The following is a 17997-nucleotide window of genomic DNA, read 5'->3' as shown; positions in this document are numbered from 1 at the left end:
ACGCCGCTACCCGAAAGGTTTCACCAGGCGGCCTGGAGGAAGGCGGTTCAGGTCCGGGTGATCGAATGTGGTGGAGACCAGACGGTTTGAGAGGCGTGAAGGGGGCGTACGGATGACACGCGTGCTAGTGGTGCAGAACGGTCCGAACGGAGGTCCGGGCCGGTTCGGCGACTGGCTGATCGAGGGCGCGGGAGCGGCCACAGCCGGAGAAGCCGCGACCGGAGAAGGAGCGGCGGGGCTGGAGCTGGACGTCTTCCACCCGTACGCCGGAGCGCCTCTGCCCGCGCGGCTCGCGCACGAGGCGGTGATGGTGCTCGGCGGCGGCTACATGCCGGACGCCGATGACCGGGCCGACTGGCTGGCGCCCACCCGCTCCCTTGTCGCGCAGGCGCTGGAGACGGGGGTGCCGGTCTTCGGGATCTGTCTGGGCGGGCAGCTGCTGGCCCAGGTGGCGGGCGGCACCGTACGGGCCGACCACGGTGCGCCCGAATCGGGCAGTACCGCACTCACGCTGCGCCCCGAAGCGGCGGACGACCCGCTCTTCCACGGCCTGCCGCAGCAGCTGACGGCGGTGGAGAACCACGTGGACGCCATCACCTCGCTGCCGCCCGGCGCGCACTGGCTGGCGGAGAGCGAACGATGCCCCTACCAGGCGTTCCGCTACGGCGACCGCGCCTGGGGCGTGCAGTTCCACCCGGAGGCCACGGCGGCACAGGTCGGGACGTGGCCCCCGGAGAGGCTGCGTGAGCTGGGGTTCGACCCGGACGAGGTGCGGCGTACGGCGGAGCGGGACGAACCGGCGTCGACGCCGGTGTGGCGTGAGGTGGCGCACCGTTTCGCGGGCGTCGTGACCGGCACGGCCGGCTGAGAGCCTGTCGGGTGGCCTCGGGCCGGAGAGAGGACGCGGTCCAACGACGAAAGTGTGCGTGCCGGGGCGTAGCGGCCCGGCACGGGGGCACCCGACAGGCTCTCAGCCGCGGGCGCTGGACATGCGGGGTGGGCGGAGTCTCGGCAGAGTAGGGATGACGGGTCGGGGTGACCGGTCGCACCGCATGGGGCATGCCGCCTGCGGTGCCGCATGCGTGCGCATGCCGACAGAACAGAAAGGTGCTTCACATGCTCCTCCGCCGCCTCGCACGTCCGCTGCTGGCCACGATCTTCATCAGCGGCGGCATCAACGCCCTCCGCTACAGCAAGGCCCATGCCGACATGGCCGCGCCCATGCTGGAGAAGACGATCGGAGCGCATTCCGAGAAGCTGCCCGACTCCGTGCCGACCGATCCGGAGACCCTGGTCAAGCTGGACGCCGTGGCGAAGATCGTCGCCGGTACGGCCTTGGCGCTCGGCAGGTTCCCCCGGTTCTCCGCCGCGGTGCTGCTGGCCTCACTGGTGCCGACGACTGCGTCCGCACACAAGTTCTGGGAGTTGGAGGACGCGAGCGAACGGGATGCGCAGCGCATCCACTTCCTCAAGAACGCGGGGCTCGCGGGTGGGCTGCTGCTGGCAGTCGCCGACACCGAGGGCAAGCCGTCGCTCGGCTGGCACGCCCGGCACGTCGCGCACTCGACGGGGAAGCAGGTCGGGAGCCTGGGCAATTCCGTCCAGGGCGGTCTGCGCAACGCCCAGAAGTCCCCGAGCCACTGCGCCCGCCGCGCCAAGCGTGCCCGGGCGACGGCGGGGTCGCGGTTGCGGTCGCACTGAGCGCCGGCGCGTCGGTGCGCGTCGGTGCGCGTCGGCGCCAGGGGCGCGGAGGACGGCGGGCGCGGCGCAGACTCCAGCGCTGATCCGTTGCTCGACGGACAGGCCCGTGCCGCCATCAGCTCGGCGGTCGACCGCGGGGACGAGCGCCATGCCGCCGACCGGGACGAGGAGTCGGAAGCGCTGCTCGACGAGCTGCGCCGGGCCACCGGGCTCGGTGGCCGCCCGCGCCGCCTCACAGACGAGGCCGAGCGCGCGCGGCAGACCGTGACCCGCCCGCCTCCGCGACGTCCTGCGGCCGCTGGGCCAGACAGTCGTGCGGCTCAGCAGAGGCCGCCCGTGGCGTTGACGATCTGGCCGGTGAGCCATCGCGCCCCGTCTCCGGCCAGCAGCGCGACAACATCGGCGATGTCGGCGGGCTGCCCGAGCCGCCCCAGAGGTGTGTGCTGGGCGATCATTTCGAGCGCTGCCGCCTCGTTCACCCCGCGCAGCAGGTCGGTGTCGGTGGGGCCGGGGCAGACCGCGTTGACGGTGATGCCGCGGGCGCCCAGTTCGATCGACGCGACCTTGGTGAGCTGCTCGATCGCGCCTTTGCTGGCGGCGTACGGGGCGTTGCCCGGGGCCGCACGGGTGGTGTTGCCGGTGGAGATGTTGATGACGCGGCCGCCGTCCCGCATGGTGCGGGCGGCATGACGCATGGTCAGGAAGGCCGATCTGGCGTTGACCGCCATGACCCGGTCGTACTCGTCCTCGTCGGTCTCGGCGATCGGCGCGGCCTCGAAATCCGCCGCCGCGTTGTTGACGAGGATGTCGAGGCCGTCGAGCCGCTCCCCCGCGGTGGCCATCAGCTCGCCCACGGCTCCCGGGGCGGCCAGATCGATCCGCACTCCGTACGCACGCCCGCCGCTGTCCGCATCGAGGACGCCGCGTTCGACCTCCGCGGCGGCGTCGGTGCTGCGCGCGTAGTTGAACACCACCGTCGCGCCCTCCGCCGCGAGACGCTCCACGATGGCTCGTCCGATGCCCCGGGAACCGCCCGTGACCACCGCGTTCTTGCCGTCCAGCGCACCCATATTGGGCCTCCTGTCGCCGCGTGACCGTATGTCGCCACCCGTCCCCCCGCAGGTCCTTCCCCTCCGGTCACCCCGGGAAGCCACCCGGACGGTCCGGCCGTCGCCGCCCGTTTCGCCGGAACGGCAAAAGATCTTGGACTGTGGGCGGTAGGTGCCGCAGTCTCGGCAGCGGCAGCCTCAGCAGCGGAGCGCCTGACCGCGCACCCCCGCGTCTCCCGTACTCACCCACGCCCACGCCCACGCCCACACGCCAGCGCAATCGGAGGAACCCGGTAATGACCAGCGACACCGGCACCCACGGACATCACAGCAACCACGGCCACCAGCACGGACGCCACGACCACGACTTCGACTGGGAGGAGATGGCCGAGCTGCTGGAGCGGGAGGCCGAGCTGCACAGCGGCTACCTGAAGGAGGCCGCAGGCTGGCTGCGCGACGGTCTGCTTCACGGCCCGGAGGCGCCCGGCACCGTCAGCCGGGTCCTGGACGTGGGCAGTGGTCCCGGTGTGGTCACGGCCCTGCTCGCCCGGTACTTCCCCGACGCCGAGACGGTGGCCGTCGACGGCACCCCGGAGCTGCTGGAGCGCGTCCGGGCGCGGGCCGCCTCGCTGGGGCTGGAAGAGCGGGTCCGCACCCACCACGCCGAGCTGCCGGACGGTCTCGGCACCCTGGAGACGCTCGGCGGCGCCGAGCTGATCTGGGCCAGCCAGACGGTGCACCACATCGGTGACCAGCAGGCCGCTCTCGACGGGCTGGCGCGCGCCCTGCGGCCGGGCGGCCTGCTGGCGGTCGCCGAGCGCGGACTCAGCCGCCGCAGCCTGCCCCGCGACATCGGCATCGGACGCCCGGGCCTGGAGGCCCGGCTGGAGGCCGCCCTCGAGGACTGGTTCACCGGGATGCGCGATGAGCTGCCCGGTTCCGTGAGGGTGGTGGAGGACTGGCCCGGCATGCTCGCCCGCGCAGGACTGACCCCGGCAGGCTCCCGCAGCTTCGTCATCGATCTGCCCGCCCCGCTGGATGCCCGGGCGCGCGAGCACGTCCATGCCACGATGAGCCGCTTCCGCGACGGTGTCGGCGACGGCCTCAGCTCTGAGGACAACCGGACGCTGGACGCCCTCCTGGACGCGGATGCCGAAACCGGCATCCTCCGGCGCCCCGACGCCTTCTATCTCAGCACCATCACCGTGCACACGGCGCGCGCTCCGCAGTGAAAGTGAGGAGGCCCGGCACACGATGTGTGCCGGGCCTCCTTCGCAGTAGCGGGGACAGGATTTGAACCTGCGACCTCTGGGTTATGAGCCCAGCGAGCTACCGAGCTGCTCCACCCCGCGGCGATGTCTGCAACTCTACGGCACCGCGACCACCAGGGGAAATCGGCTCCCCGGCGAGCAGAGGCGTCCGCTCCGACGGCCTCTCAGCGCTCGGGCACGCGCATCTCGAACCAGGTGTTCTTGCCGCGCGGCAGCAGGTCCACGCCCCAGCGGTCGGCGAGGGTGTTGACGAGGAAGAGGCCGCGCCCGCTCGTGTCCATATCGTGCACCGGGAGCAGGCAGGGCAGGCCCCGGGAGGGGTCCCGGACCTCGACCCGGATCCAGCCCCGGCGCTTCTGCATGCGCAGCCCGAAGACATGCGCCCCGGTGTGGCGCACGGCGTTGCCGACGAGTTCCGAGACCAGCAGGACGGTCTGCTCGGTGGGCTCCTCCGGCAGCGACCAGCGCAGCTCCATCACCGCCTGGGCAAGCCGCCGGGCCGTACTCGCGGACTGGGGGCGGTTGGGCAGCCGCACCTCGCGCACCGTCGGATCACCGACGACTTCCAGGAGGGCGAGGGGGCTGCCATCCGGGCTGCGCTCCGGGTGATCGGCGCTGAGCTGCTCGGTCTTCGGGCCACACTCCGCCACGGGCATCTCGGTCGGGCTCGACACGTCTCCCACTCCCACCATGGCCCCATCATGGCGCCCGTACGCGCGCTTCGGGACGGATACGGCGGATCGCACCGCCGACCGTCAACCGTCCGCAGACTCCCGGAAGTCTACGGGCTGACCGCCCCTCAGGTCTGACCAGGGGCTACTTGCCGTGGACGGGTGATCACGCGTGGTGGCGGCGGCGGAGGTGCCGGGCCGGGCCGGAAGCGGCCGCGTCCCCCACATGCCGGGCGCGGGGCGGCGCCGCGCGCGCCATCCCCGCAGCGCCCCACCGGCAGCCCCCCACCCGCAGCCCCCCGCCGGCAGCGCCGCCACCCCGCAGCGAGTGGACGCGCCACACGCCGGTCAGCGGAACTTCGCCTTGCCCGGGCCCTCTTCGATGAAGCTGCGCATCCCCGTCTCGCGGTCCTCCGTCGCGAAGAGTGCCGAGAACCAGTTGCGTTCGATGGTCAGCCCGGTGTCGAGGTCCGTCTCCAGGCCCGCGTCCACGGACTCCTTGGCGGCCCGCAGCGCGAGGGCCGGGCCGGTCGCCAGGGCGGCGGCCCAGGCGTGCGCCTGCGCGTAGACCTCGCCGTCGGGCACGACGCGGTCCACCAGCCCGATGGAGAGGGCCTCCTCGGCGCGCACCTGCCGCCCGGTGAAGATCATGTCCTTGGCACGGGACGGGCCGACCAGGCGTGCGAGCCGCTGCGTGCCGCCCGCGCCGGGGATGAGGCCGAGAAGTATCTCCGGCTGCCCGAACTTGGCCCGCTCGCCCGCGATACGGAAGTCGGCACAGAGCGCCAGTTCGCATCCGCCGCCCAGCGCGTAGCCGGTCACCGCCGCGACGACGGGCTTGGGGATACGGGCGACGGCGGTGAAGGAGTCCTGCAGGGCGCGGGACCGGGCGATCATCGCCGCGTGGTCCATCACCTGCATCTCCTTGATGTCCGCGCCCGCCGCGAAGACCTTCTCGCCGCCGTGGACCAGCACGGTCCGTACGTCGTCGCGCGCCGTCGCCTCCTCGGCCAGCTCACGCAGCCGGTCCTGGGTGGCGATGTCCAGCGCGTTCATCGGGGGACGGTCGAGGCGGAGGATGCCGACGCCCTGGTCGACTTCGAGAGTCACAGTCATACGGAAAGGTTAGCCGTCGTTCACATGTACGCGGCAGCCCTGGTGGAGTACCCCTGATTCGAAAGGACGAATATCCGGTATGCCGGTAACCCTCCATATACCCCGTAAACTTGTCGTACCGTCTTCTGTACGTAGATGATCTCGGGGTGACGCTTTCCGACCGCGCAGCCAGGCATGCCCGCCCGCGCTCCCTCCGCCGCGTCCTCCTGGTGAGCGGGCTGGTCCTGTGCGCCGTACTCCTCGCCCTCACCGGCGCCACCCTCGCCACGAACGGGACGAACGAGCTGCGTTCACCGGCGACCGGGACCTCCGCGCTGCTGCGGTCGGCGCTTGTCGTCTCCCTCGCCCTGCTGCTGGGCGAGCTGGCGGTGGCCCGGATGGCCCGCACCCTTCCGGGGGAAAAAGCGGAGGCCGGGGCTGCGGCCGGGACCGGGACCGGGACCGGGACCGGGCTGGATGCGGGGACGGCGCCCCTGCGGCTGCCCCGCAGCTGGGCGACGGCGGCGGCGGTCGTCGGAGCCCTGTCCGCCGAGGGGCAGCTCTTCCTGCTCGACAGCGGCGGCTCGCTGGCCACCGCTTCGGGCAGCGCCGACCTCGTGGAGGTGTACGGCACCCGCACCGGGAGCCTTGCTCATCTGGCGGCCAACGGCTTCCTGTTCGCCGCGCTGTGCTTCGGCACCCGGCGGCACGCCTGGGCGCCCGTACCGCTGGCGACGGTCGTGCTCGCCGAGGCGCTGCGCGCGCACCCCGAGCCGGACAGTCCGCTCTACGGCTCGCTGCTGACCTTCGTCCATCTGACGGCGGCCTGCCTGTGGGTGGGCGGGCTGGTGTACGTACTGCGCGCGACGCGGCTGTGGCGGCACCGGCCCGCGGCCGTGAGGGCGCTGTGGGGCCGCTACACCCGGCTGGCGGCCTTCGCCTTCGCGGCGGTCGCCGTCACCGGGACGCTGAGCACCCTGCGGCGGCTGCCCCTGGACGCGGTGCTGGACACCGCGTACGGGCGCACGCTGCTCGTCAAGCTCGCGCTGTTCTCGGCCGTGAGCGCGCTTGCCCTGGGCGCCCGGCAGCGGCTGCACGGGCGGCGGGACCTGGACGGTACGGCGCGCCCGGCCAGGGCCGAGTCGGTGGCCCTGGCCGGGATCGTGGTGGTCTCCGCGGTGCTGACCGTGGTGCCCCTGCCCGGGTGAACGCCGGGCGGGGCGGGGAGGGTCGGGCCGGGTCGGAGGCGTCAGGGCGCCGCCGTCCAGTCCTCCCAGTCCATGTTCCAGCCGCTGAACCCGTTGTCGGGCTGGATCGTCTCGTCCTTGGAGTTCTTCACCTCGACGATGTCCCCGACCAGCGAGTTGTCGTAGAACCATGCGGCGGGCGTGCTCTTGTCACCGCCGCCGCGCGCGTCGAAGAGGCCGATGCAGCCGTGACTGGTGTTCGCGGACCCAAAGGTCGCCTTGCCCGCCCAGTAGTTGCCGTGGATGAAGGTGCCGGAGGTGCTGAGGCGCATTGCGTGCGGCACGTCCTCGATGTCGTACTCGCCGCCGAAGCCGACGGTGTCCCCGTTCATCCGGGTCACCTCGTGCTTCTCGCTGATCACCATCTTGCCGTTGTAGGTGGAGGTGGCCGGTGCACCGGCGCTGATCGGCACCTGCTTGATCTTCTTGCCGTCGCGCAGCACGGTCATCGTCTTCTTCTTCGCGTCCACGACGCTGACCTGGGCCCGCCCGATGGTGAACTTCACGGTCTTGTGCTGCGTGCCGTAGACCCCGTTGGCGCCCTCGACCCCGTCGAGGTGCAGGTTGAGGGTGACCTTGGTGCCGGCCTTCCAGTACTTCTCCGGACGGAAGTCGAGGCGGTTGTTCCCGAACCAGTGGCCCTCGATCTTCACCCCGGGGTCGGCCTTGACGGAGAGCGCCTTCTCGACGCTCTCGCGGTCCGCGATGGGCCGGTTGAAGCGGACGGACACCGGCATGCCGACGCCGACCTTGTCGCCGTCGTCGGGGGTGTAGTAGCCGATGAAGGTGTCGGCCGGGACGATGGTGGTGAAGCTGGTGTGCTCGGCGGAGGTGCGCCCTTCGGCGTCCTCGGCGACCGCGTGCACCGAGTACTCGGTCTTGGTCATCAGGTGGCGTTCCGGCTTCCAGGCCGCGCCCTTCTTGACGATCTTCCCCGGTATCCGGGTGCCGTCGTCGTCCTTGACCGTGACCTTCGTCAGCTTGCCCTGGGCCGCCGTCACCTTCAGTGCGCCGGTGGTGGCGACGTCGTCCGCGCCGTTCTTCGGCGCGATCTTCACTATCGCCTCGGAAGGGCCCTTGGGCACTTCCTTCTTCTGTTCCTTGCCGTCCTTGCCGTCCTGTGTGCTCGCCGCCGAGTCGCCCGTGCCGCCGCAGGAGGTGACGACGAGCAGCAGGACGGCCAGCAGGGCGGCGAGGGCCGCCGCCGACCCGCCGACGACGCGGCCCCGGTTCCCCTCGCGTATCGCATCCGCGTTCAACATGGCCTTCAGGTCCACGAAAAGCCCTCTCCGTTCGCACGTGCCGCGCACCCGGCGTGCGCCCCCGATCATTTTCAGACAATCACACGGGCATATCAGCATCGCCACCCTCTGTGTCACTGTTCCGTCGCAGTTTTCGGCCCCACGCACGGCGTCCGCACCGCTTTCCGCGCGAAGATCGGCCACCGGCCGTGACGAAGGGCCGCGCACCGGGAAGGGCTCCCGCACAGCGGCGTGGTGACACATCGACACCGCTGCACCGCGAACACCGCGGCACCGCGAACACCGCGGCCCGAGAAGCCCCGACGCAGCAGGAGGCCGGTACGTGTCCTACGCACCCGAACGCGCGGCGCCCGCCGAACAACCCGAGGGCACCGTCTGGCCGGGCTCTCCGCAACCGCTGGGGGCCCGCCACCATGTGGGCCCGTACGGCGTGAAGGGCACCAACTTCGCCCTGTGGGCGGGGTCGGCGGAGGGCGTGGAGCTGTGCCTGTTCGACGACGAGGGGCACGAGACGCGCCGCCGGCTGACCGAGCTGACCCACCAGATCTGGCACGGCTTCGTCCCCGGCGTACGCCCCGGCCACCGCTACGGCTACCGCGTGCACGGCCGCTGGGACCCAGAGACGGGCGCCCGCTGGAACCCGGCCAAGCTGCTGCTGGACCCGTACGCCAGGGCCGTGGACGGCGGCTTCACGCTGCCCGCCGAGGTGTACGCCCATGTGCGCGACTGGCCGCAGCAGGACGTGGCCGACACCGTGCGGGACGAGCGTGACTCGGCGCCGTACGTACCCAAAGGTGTCGTCGTCGACGACCGCGACAGCTGGGACGACGACCGCCGGCCGAAGACGCCCTGGGCCGACTCCGTCCTCTACGAGCTGCACGTACGCGGCTTCACCAAGCAGCACCCGGACATCCCCGAGCCCCTGCGCGGCACCTACGCCGGGCTCGCGCACCCCGCCGCGCTCGCCCATCTGACCCGGCTGGGGGTGACCGCGGTGGAGCTGCTGCCCGTACATCAGTTCGCCCACGAGGAGCACCTGCTGCGGCGCGGGCTGCGCAACTACTGGGGCTACAACTCGATCGGCTACTTCGCCCCGCACGCCGCGTACTCGGCGTCCGGCAGCCGCGGGCAGCAGGTCGGCGAGTTCAAGCGGATGGTGCGGGCCCTGCACGGCGCGGGCATCGAGGTGATCCTCGACGTCGTCTACAACCACACGGCGGAGGCCGCCGAAACCGGGCCGACCCTCTCCCTGCGCGGCATCGACAACCTGGGCTACTACCGCCCCGCCGCCGGGGACCCGCGCCGCTACGCCGACTACACCGGCTGCGGAAACACCCTGGACGTGGTGCAGCCCCAGACGCTCCGGCTGCTCACCGACTCGCTGCGCTACTGGGTGCAGGAGATGGGCGTCGACGGCTTCCGCTTCGACCTGGCCGCCGCGCTGGCCCGCTCCATGCACGACGTCGACATGCTCTCGCCGTTCCTGGCGGTCATCGCCCAGGACCCGGTGCTGCGCCGGGTGAAGCTGATCGCTGAGCCCTGGGACGTGGGCAGCGGCGGCTACCAGGTCGGGTCGTTCCCGCCGCTGTGGACTGAATGGAACGACCACTACCGCGACACCGTCCGCGACTTCTGGCGGGGTACGGTGCCGGACCTGCGGGATCTGGGCTACCGTCTGTCCGGATCCAGCGACCTGTACGCCTGGGGCGGCAGGCGCCCGTACGCCTCGGTCAACTTCATCACCGCGCATGACGGATTCACGCTGCGCGACCTGGTGACGTACGAGCGCAAACACAACAAGGCGAACGGCGAGAACAACCGGGACGGGACGGACGACAACCGCTCCTGGAACTGCGGCGTGGAGGGCGGGACGGAGGACCGCGAGATCGCGGCGGTGCGCCGCCGGCAACTGCGCGGCATGCTGACGACGCTGCTGCTGTCCACCGGAGTGCCGATGCTCGTCGCGGGCGACGAGATGGGCCGCACCCAGGGCGGCAACAACAACGCCTACTGCCAGGACAACCCGGTCAGCTGGGTGGACTGGTCGCTCCGCGACGAGCCGGGCTGGGGCACGCTGACCGATCTGGTCGCCCGGCTGCTGCGGCTGCGGCGCAGTCACCCGGTGCTGCGCCGCAAGGCGTTCTTCTCGGGGCGTGCGCACGGGCCGGAGGGGCTGCGGGACCTTGCCTGGTTCAACGGGGACGGGGAGGAGATGGCGGAGGACGACTGGTTCGTCCCCGGCTCGACGCTGGCGATGTACCTGTCCGGCCAGGACATCCCGCAACGGGACGCGTGCGGGGTGCCGGTGACGGACGACAGCTTCCTGTGCGTGCTGCACGCGGGCGCGCGCCCGCGACGCTTCCCGCTGCCCGGCCCGCCGTGGAGCGAGCGGTACGAACTGCTGGTGGACACCTCGCACGAGGACCAGGGGCAGGCACCAGGGACGACGCACCGGGCCGGTACGAAGATCCTATTGCCGGAGCGTTCCGTTCTGCTGCTGCGCGCGGTGCCGTAACGGCCTGCTGCCGGAGGCGGCGGCGGACGGAAACTCGTGCATCGGTTCGTAACCCGATGGACGTGGAGGATTGGTCCACACCACACTGGGGGGCTGTGACCGCTCCCAGGGCCGACGCCTCCCCCGACGCCCCCGCTGACCCGCCGGCGAACCCGCCCGCCGGATCCGGGGTCTCCGGGCCGCCGCTGCCCGAAGGGCTGTGGACCCGCAACTTCCTGCTCTTCTTCGCCGCCCGGGCCGTTGCCAGGCTGGGGGACGCGATGCTGCCCATCGCGCTGTCGGCGGGGCTCCTGCAGTACGGGCACGGCGCGGGCGCCATCGGTTACGCGATGGCCTCCTTCTCCGTCTGCTTCGCCGGTTTCGTCGTCTTCGGCGGCGTCTTCGCCGACCGGATGAACACCCGCTGGCTGATGGTGGGCTCGGACGTGGTGCGGATCGGCACCCAGGGCCTGGCGGCCGGACTGTTCTTCAGCGGACATGTGGTGCTGTGGCAGATCTGCGCGATAGGAGCCGTCAACGGCATCGCCGCCGGCACCTTCCAGCCCGGTGTGGCGAGCACGGTGCCCCGGGTGGCCCGCGACGTGCAGGGCGCCAACGGCGCGATCCGTACCGCCGAATCGCTGGCCATGCTGGCGGGGCCGGCCGTCGCGGGGATGTTCGTCGCGGTGGCCTCGGCGGGCGGCGTCTTCGCGGCGCACGCGGCGACGTACGCGCTCAGCGCGCTGTGCCTGCTGCTGCTGCGGCTGCCGGAACCGGTCACGGGCAGGGCCGGGGCCGGGGCCGGAACAGGCGGAGCTGCGGCGGGCAGCCCGGGAAAGGCACGCAGCAGCTACCGTGCCGATCTGGCCGAAGGCTGGCGGGAGTTCCGTGCGCGCAGCTGGATGTGGGGGGTCATCCTCATCTGGATGGTCCTGATGATCACGGTAACCGGGCCGCTGGTGCCGCTCACCGCCAGCGAGATCATCCCGAACCAGGGCGCGGGGGCGTACGGCCTTGTCAACTCCGCGCTCGGCGCGGGCACCGTGGTGGGCGGGCTGGTCGCCATGAGGGTGCGCCCGGCGCGGCTGCTGCGCGCCGGATCGCTCTCGCTGTTCGGCTTCGGCCTCTACCCCGCCTCCGTCGGGCTTCAGCTCCCGATGGGCGCGGTGCTGGCCTGTACGGCGGCGGCCGGCGCGGCCAGCGCCTTCTGGGGCGTGATGTGGGCGACCAGCGTGCAGACCCAGATACCGGGCCCGATCCTGAACCGCATCCATGCCTACGAGGTTGCCGGTTCGCTGGCCATGATGCCCGCCGGGCAGGCGCTGGCGGGCCCGGCGGCTGCGCTGTTCGGGGGGCGTACGGTGCTGGTGGCCAGTGGTGTGGCGGCCGTACTCGTCTGCTGCGCGCTGCTGTCGGTGCCCGCGATCCGCAACCTGCCGCGGGCGGAAGGCGGCGCGGACGGCCGCGCGAGGGTCCCCGCGAAGGACGGGTAGGGAAGGGAGCGGAAACCCAGTGGGAGATGTCAGTCCCGAACCGTAATCTCACTTCTGATGTCTGCCACCGCCGCCGAGAGCGCCGCCCCCCGAGATCTCACCGCCGCTGACGGCGGTCAACGGTCCGCCGTCCGCTCCCTGCTGCGCCTTTGGCCGTATGTGCGGCCGGTGCGGGTGCGGCTGTTCAGCGCGGCCCTGGTCGCGGTCGTCGCCTCCTGCCTGGGGCTGGTGATCCCGCTCGTCCTCAAATGGATCGTGGACGGGCCGGTGGCCGACCGCGACACCGGCGGAGTGTGGCTGGGCGGCGCACTGCTGCTGGGTGTGGGCGTGCTGGAGGCGGTGCTCTTCGGCCTGCGGCGCTGGCTGGTCGCGCGTCCGCTGGCGGGCGTCGAAGCCTCGTTGCGTGGCGATCTGTACGGGCACATGCAGCGCCTCCCGGTCGCCTTCCACGACCGCTGGTCCAGCGGCCAGCTGCTCTCCAGAGCGACGACCGACCTCCAGCTGCTGCGCCTCTTCCTGGCTTTCCCGCTGACGTTTCTGCTGGTCAACGGCACCACGATCGTCGCCGGTTGCGTCATCATGCTCGTCCAGGAGTGGACGCTGGGGCTGGTGATCCTCACTCCGCTGCTGCCCCTGATGGTGCTGTGCTCGCTCTTCGAGGTGCGCTACTCCCTCGCGGGGCGCAGAGCGCAGGATCAGCTGGGCGACCTGACGACGGTGATCGAGGAGGCCGTGCTCGGCGTCCGGATCATCAAGGGCTTCGGCCGGCACCGCAGCCAGGCCCGCGCCTTCCGCTCGCTCTCCGAACGCCTGCTCGGTACGGAGCTGCACAAGGCCCGGCTGCTGGCCGGGATCATGGGCGTGATCATGGCCCTGCCGGAGATCGCCCTCGGCGCCGCTCTGGTGCTGGGCACCCTTCAGGTCGCGGACGGCTCGCTCTCGGCGGGCACCCTCGTCGCCTTCCTCTCCACGGCGCTGGCGCTGCGCTGGCCGGTGGAGTCGCTGGGCTACCTGCTGGCCATGAGCAACGAGGCGGCGACGGCCACCGACCGCTACTTCGAGGTGCTGGACACCCCGATACCTCCGGACACCGACCACCCTGCGGGCGTTCGCGGCGCCGCGCCGCCGGGAGGCGGGCTCGAGGTCACCGGGCTGCGCTTCGAGGGAGTCACCTTCCGCTATCCGGACGCCGCGCCCGGCACGGCGCCGACGCTGAGCGGTGTCGACCTGCACATCCGGCAGGGCGAGACGATGGCGCTCGTCGGTGCGACGGGGAGCGGCAAGACGACGCTCACCGCCCTCGTCCCCCGGCTGCACGAGGTGACTTCGGGCCGCATCACGCTCGACGGCACCGACATCGCCGCCATGTCCCGGGCCCAGCTGCGTACGCTCGTCGCGGTGGCCTTCGAAGAGCCGACTCTCTTCTCCGCCAGCGTCGAAGAGAACGTCCTGATGGGGGCCGGCGGCGCCCAGGACCCGGATGTGGACAGGGCACTTCGGGTGGCGCAGGCGGACGGCTTCGTCGCCGCCCTGCCGCACGGCACCGCCACCCAGGTGGGCGAGCAGGGGCTGTCGCTGTCCGGCGGGCAGCGGCAGCGGCTCGCGCTGGCCCGCGCCGTGGTCGGTACGCCGCGCTTCCTCGTACTGGACGACCCGCTCTCCGCGCTGGACGTGCATACGGAGGCCGCCGTCGAGGCCGCGCTCCGCGAGGTGCTGGCGGCCACCACGGCGCTGGTGGTCGCGCACCGCCCGTCGACGGTGCTGCTCGCCGACCGGGTGGCGCTGCTGTCGGGCGGCCGGGTCACGGCGGTGGGCACCCATCACGAACTGCTGCGCGGCGACGCGGAGTACGCCGCGCTGATGTCCGGTGACCAGGCCCCTCAGCGGGGACGCGAGCGGAAGAGGAGCGCACGGTGACCACGACGGTGGACGGCCAGCCGCCGGAGTCCGGACCGGGAACCGCGAAGGCCGGGGCAGCGTCCGAGCCCACGCCGGGCCGGACGCCCGGCCCCGCCGACGGCGCACCTCCCGAAGGCGCACCCCCCGAAGGCGACCCGTTCGACAGCGATGTCCTGCCCGCCCCGCCCGGCGCGTCCCGCCGGCTGCTCGGTTCGCTGCTGCGTCCGCACCGCCGCCTCGTCGCCGCGGCCGCCGCGCAGCTGCTGCTCCAGCAGGCGGCCGTCCAGGCCGGACCGCTGCTGGTCGCCTACTCCCTCGACAACGCCGTCCCGGCCCTGCGGCAGCACGACGACCACGGGCCGCTCATCGCCGTCGCCGTCGCCTATCTGGTCTGCGCCCTCACGGCCGGGGTGCTGCACTACGGCTTCATCAGGACGGCCGCCAGAGTCAACCAGACGGTGCTGCTCGCCCTGCGCGGCAGGATCTACCGCCATGCGCAGTCCCTGAGTGTCGACTTCCACGACCGCTACACCTCCGGCCGCCTCATCTCACGCTCCACCACCGACGTCGAGTCGCTGCGCGAGCTGCTGGACGAGGGGCTCCAGGAACTGCTCACCATGATCATCTCGGTTGTCTACATCGCCGTGCTGCTGCTCTGGCTCGACCTGGGCATGGGCGCCGCCGCCCTGCTGTCCTTCCTTCCGCTCGTCCTGCTCGTGCGGTCCTTCCAGCGCCGGTCGATGCGGATCTATCGCAGCCGGTCCACCGCCATAGCCGCCGTCATCGTGAAGTTCGCGGAGACGATGAACGGCATCCGCCCGGTCCAGTCGTTCCGGCGGGAGCCCGCCAACGACGAGGCGTTCCGGGAGCTGAACGACGACCACCGGCGGAGGAACGGGGACGCCATCCTGGAGATGGCCCGCTATGTCGTCGGCTCCCGGCTGACCGCCAACGTCGCCGTCGCCGCGATCGTGCTGTGGGGCTCCTACCGGGTGGCGTCGGATGAGCTGGCGCTGGGAGTGCTCGCCGCCGCCGCGCTGTATCTGCGCCGTCTGTACGAGCCCATCGACCGGCTTGCGATGTTCCTCAACAGCCTCCAGTCGGCTGCCGCCTCGCTGGAGAAGATCGCGGGGCTGCTCTGCCAGCAGCCGTCCGTCCCCGAGCCCGCAAAGCCGCGGCCGCTGCCGGAGCGGAAGCCGGGCAGTCCGGGGCGCGAAGTCGTCTTCGACTCCGTCCGCTTCACCTACCGCACGGGCGACGAGGTGCTGCCCCGCTTCGCTCTCACCCTGCCCGCCGGGCAGGTCGTGGCCGTCGTCGGGGCGACGGGGGCCGGAAAGTCGACGCTCGCCAAGCTGCTGGCCCGCTTCTACGACCCGAGCGCGGGCCGGGTGCTGCTGGACGGCACGGATCTGCGCGAGCTGGACACGGTGACGCTCCGCCGGGCGGTGGTGATGGTCACTCAGGAGGCGTTCCTGTTCTCCGGCACGGTCGCCGAGAACATCGCGATCGGCCGCCCGGACGCGACGCGGTCCGAGATCGAGGAGGCGGCGCGGGCGATCGGGGCGCACGAGTTCATCGCCGCCCTGCCCGACGGGTACGACACCGACGTGCGCAAGCGCGGCGGCCGCATCTCCGCCGGGCAGCGCCAACTCGTCGCCTTCGCCCGCGCGCTGCTCGCCGACCCGGCCGTGCTGATCCTGGACGAGGCGACCTCCTCCCTGGACGTCCCCGGCGAACAGGCGGTTCAGCGCGCGATGGACACCGTGCTGCGCGGCCGTACTGCGGTGGTCATCGCACACCGGCTCTCCACCGTCGACATCGCCGACCGGGTGCTGGTCATGGAGGGCGGCCGGATCGTGGAAGACGGGCCGCCCGCCGAGCTCATCGCCGGTACGGGCAGGTTCGCGCATCTGCACCGCGCCTGGCGGGATTCCCTCGTCTGACGGCCACGGCAGGACGGTTCTGCCCGCTATCCGGTGAACGCATAACGATTTCCGGCCAAGCGTGATCGATTTTCTTCGCGTTGATGACATGTACGCGATGTCGGTGGCAGTCTGCCGATGCAAGTCACACGAACAAACACGCGTCACACGTACCTCAGTTCTGTCCGGAGCGCCTGCCCCCACGGGCGCGCCGTTCCGGCCCCCCACGGCAGATGGAGAGACCGAGTGAGAAGCATCAGCAGGAAGCACCGCATATCCGCGCTCGCCGCGACCGCCGCACTGGTCGCGGCGGGTGTCACCGCGGGCACGGCGGGAGCCTCGCCCGCCAAGGACGGTGCCGACTCCGGCGGTGCGCCCGCGCCGCTGACAGCCACCCAGCACACCAAGCTCGTCAAGTCGGCGGACGCCACGGCTGCCAAGGCCGAGACCGCCCGCGAGCTGGGCCTCGGCGGCAAGGAGAAGCTGGAGGTGCGGGACGTCGTCAAGAACCAGGACGGCACCACCCACACCCGCTACGAGCGCACGTACGACGGACTGCCCGTCCTCGGCGGCGACCTGGTCGTCCACCGGAGCAAGTCCGGTGCCACCGAGAGGGTCACCAAGGCGACGAAGGCGAAGATCAGCGTGCCGACGACGGCGGCACCGGCCGCCGAGAAGCCGAAGGCCACCACGGCCAAGGGCAGCGAGGCGCCCCGCAAGGTCATCTGGGCGGCCGACGGCAAGCCGACGCTGGCCTGGGAGAAGGTCGTCGGCGGCAAGCAGAAGGACGGCACGCCCAACGAACTGCACGTCATCACCGACGCCAAGACCGGCAAGAAGCTCTACGAGTACCAGGGCGTGCACAACGGCACCGGCGAGAGCCAGTACGCCGGCAGCGTCGAACTGGGCACCTCCGGCTCCTCGGGCTCCTTCACGCTCACCGACGGCGAGCGCGGCGACCACAAGACGTACGACCTGAAGGGCGGTCAGGGCAGCGGCGACCTCTTCACGGACGACGACGACGCCTGGGGCGACGGCACCCCCGCCGACCGGCAGACCGCGGGCGTGGACGCGCACTACGGCGCGGCGCTCACCTGGGACTACTACAAGAACGTCCACAAGCGGGACGGCATCAAGGGCGACGGTGTCGGCGCCAGCAGCAACGTGCACTACGGCGACAACTACGTGAACGCCTTCTGGCAGGACTCCTGCTTCTGCATGACCTACGGCGACGGGCAGAACAACGAGCACCCGCTCACCTCGATCGACGTCGCCGCCCACGAGATGACGCACGGCGTCACCTCCCACACCGCGGGCCTGGAGTACGCCGGGGAGTCCGGCGGCCTCAACGAGGCGACCTCCGACATCTTCGCCGCCGCCGTCGAGTTCAGCGCGGACAACCCCGAGGACGTCGGCGACTACATGGTCGGCGAGGAGATCGACCTCAACGGCGACGGCACGCCGCTGCGCTACATGGACCAGCCCAGCAAGGACGGCTCCTCGCTGGACTTCTGGTCACCCGACGCCGGTGACGTGGACGTCCACTACTCCTCCGGCATCGCCAACCACTTCTTCTTCCTGCTGTCGGTGGGCAGCGGCGAGCGCGAGGTGAACGGCGTCCAGTACAACTCGCCGACGGCGGACGGCTCCACGGTCGAGGGGATCGGCATCGAGAAGGCCGAGCAGATCTGGTTCAAGGCGCTCACCGAAGAGATGACGTCCACCACCGACTACGCCGACGCACGACGGGCCACGGTGGCCGCGGCCACCGGGCTGTACGGAGCGGACAGCCCCGAGGTCAAGACGGTCGAGGCCGCCTGGACCGCGGTCAGCGTCTCGTAACGCAGCACGACCCACGCAGCACGACCCACGCCGCCCCGCCGGAGGCCCCAC

The 17997-nt window shown here is 71.7% G+C and carries 13 protein-coding genes and 1 tRNA gene; 9 read left to right on the top strand and 5 right to left on the bottom strand.

All coding sequences use genetic code 11. The annotated features are described in order from the left end of the window. Window positions 1-112: 112 nt before the first annotated feature. Together LHJ74_RS21870 and LHJ74_RS21865 are read left to right on the top strand one after the other, a co-directional pair. Complete coding sequence (locus tag LHJ74_RS21870) at window positions 113-868, top strand: type 1 glutamine amidotransferase (RefSeq protein WP_260219836.1); 756 nt, start codon at window positions 113-115, stop codon at window positions 866-868. Window positions 869-1116: 248 nt separating this feature from the next. Further along, window positions 1117-1701, top strand: a complete 585-nt coding sequence (locus tag LHJ74_RS21865; protein ID WP_260219835.1) for a DoxX family protein — start codon at window positions 1117-1119, stop codon at window positions 1699-1701. Between the two features lie 320 nt (window positions 1702-2021). Here the strand turns inward: LHJ74_RS21865 and LHJ74_RS21860 are convergent, their stop codons facing one another. Beyond that, on the bottom strand, window positions 2022-2771 hold the full coding sequence (locus LHJ74_RS21860; RefSeq protein ID WP_260219834.1) for an SDR family oxidoreductase: 750 nt from the start codon (window positions 2769-2771) through the stop codon (window positions 2022-2024). 275 nt (window positions 2772-3046) lie between these two features. Between LHJ74_RS21860 and LHJ74_RS21855 the strand changes: the two genes are divergently transcribed. Then, window positions 3047-3982, top strand: coding sequence for a class I SAM-dependent methyltransferase (locus LHJ74_RS21855; RefSeq protein ID WP_260219833.1), 936 nt, complete (start codon window positions 3047-3049; stop codon window positions 3980-3982). A 46-nt stretch (window positions 3983-4028) separates the two neighbouring features. On the opposite strand, the gene LHJ74_RS21850 is transcribed toward LHJ74_RS21855, so the two are convergent. The 3 genes from LHJ74_RS21850 to LHJ74_RS21840 form a co-directional block, all read right to left on the bottom strand. Then, window positions 4029-4102, bottom strand: a tRNA-Met gene (locus tag LHJ74_RS21850). Window positions 4103-4185: 83 nt separating this feature from the next. Next, a complete protein-coding gene (locus LHJ74_RS21845; RefSeq protein WP_260219831.1) occupies window positions 4186-4713 on the bottom strand; it encodes an ATP-binding protein in 528 nt (175 codons plus the stop codon). A 327-nt stretch (window positions 4714-5040) separates the two neighbouring features. Further along, window positions 5041-5808 carry an enoyl-CoA hydratase/isomerase family protein gene (locus LHJ74_RS21840; RefSeq protein ID WP_260219830.1) on the bottom strand — a complete coding sequence of 256 codons (768 nt, stop codon included), beginning with the start codon at window positions 5806-5808 and terminating at the stop codon, window positions 5041-5043. A gap of 146 nt (window positions 5809-5954) precedes the next feature. Between LHJ74_RS21840 and LHJ74_RS21835 the strand changes: the two genes are divergently transcribed. Beyond that, window positions 5955-6995, top strand: a complete 1041-nt coding sequence (locus tag LHJ74_RS21835; RefSeq protein WP_260219829.1) for a CopD family protein — start codon at window positions 5955-5957, stop codon at window positions 6993-6995. A 41-nt stretch (window positions 6996-7036) separates the two neighbouring features. Here LHJ74_RS21835 and LHJ74_RS21830 read toward each other — a convergent pair whose 3' ends face one another. Then, a complete protein-coding gene (locus tag LHJ74_RS21830; protein ID WP_260219828.1) occupies window positions 7037-8296 on the bottom strand; it encodes a L,D-transpeptidase in 1260 nt (419 codons plus the stop codon). 322 nt (window positions 8297-8618) lie between these two features. Between LHJ74_RS21830 and glgX the strand changes: the two genes are divergently transcribed. From glgX to LHJ74_RS21805, 5 genes are all read left to right on the top strand, one after another. Beyond that, complete coding sequence (gene glgX / locus LHJ74_RS21825) at window positions 8619-10811, top strand: glycogen debranching protein GlgX (protein WP_260219827.1); 2193 nt, start codon at window positions 8619-8621, stop codon at window positions 10809-10811. 197 nt (window positions 10812-11008) lie between these two features. Continuing rightward, window positions 11009-12283 (top strand): MFS transporter, encoded by a 1275-nt coding sequence (locus LHJ74_RS21820; RefSeq protein WP_260219955.1) that lies wholly within the window; start codon window positions 11009-11011, stop codon window positions 12281-12283. 57 nt (window positions 12284-12340) lie between these two features. After that, complete coding sequence (locus tag LHJ74_RS21815; RefSeq protein WP_260219826.1) at window positions 12341-14200, top strand: ABC transporter ATP-binding protein; 1860 nt, start codon at window positions 12341-12343, stop codon at window positions 14198-14200. After that, window positions 14197-16125, top strand: coding sequence for an ABC transporter ATP-binding protein (locus LHJ74_RS21810; RefSeq protein WP_260219825.1), 1929 nt, complete (start codon window positions 14197-14199; stop codon window positions 16123-16125). The genes LHJ74_RS21815 and LHJ74_RS21810 overlap by 4 nt, the downstream gene beginning before the upstream one ends. Window positions 16126-16350: 225 nt before the next feature. Further along, complete coding sequence (locus LHJ74_RS21805; protein ID WP_260219824.1) at window positions 16351-17946, top strand: M4 family metallopeptidase; 1596 nt, start codon at window positions 16351-16353, stop codon at window positions 17944-17946. The last annotated feature ends 51 nt before the right edge of the window (window positions 17947-17997 follow it).

The sequence above is a fragment of the Streptomyces gossypii genome, assembly GCF_025165795.1.
Lineage (GTDB): Bacteria > Actinomycetota > Actinomycetes > Streptomycetales > Streptomycetaceae > Streptomyces > Streptomyces gossypii.
Note: the sequence above shows the minus strand (reverse complement) of the source record. Positions and strands in the feature narration are given on the sequence as shown.